Below are 227 nucleotides of genomic sequence, written 5' to 3'. Positions count from 1 at the left end.
TACCGCAAACCGACACAGGTAGTCGAGGAGAGTATCCTAAGGTGAGCGAGTGAACTCTCGTTAAGGAACTCGGCAAAATGACCCCGTAACTTCGGGAGAAGGGGTGCTACACGCAAGTGTAGCCGCAGTGAAAAGGCCCAGGCGACTGTTTATCAAAAACACAGGTTTCTGCAAAATCGTAAGATGACGTATAGGGGCTGACGCCTGCCCGGTGCTGGAAGGTTAAG

General features: G+C 52.0%; 1 rRNA gene. It reads left to right on the top strand.

Annotated features, from left to right (window positions below):
• A 23S ribosomal RNA gene (locus HF569_RS12290) occupies nucleotides 1–227 on the top strand; the annotation flags it as partial.

It is taken from the genome of Levilactobacillus tujiorum (assembly GCF_012641185.1).
Classification (GTDB): Bacteria; Bacillota; Bacilli; order Lactobacillales; family Lactobacillaceae; genus Levilactobacillus; species Levilactobacillus tujiorum.
Note: the sequence above shows the minus strand (reverse complement) of the source record. Positions and strands in the feature narration are given on the sequence as shown.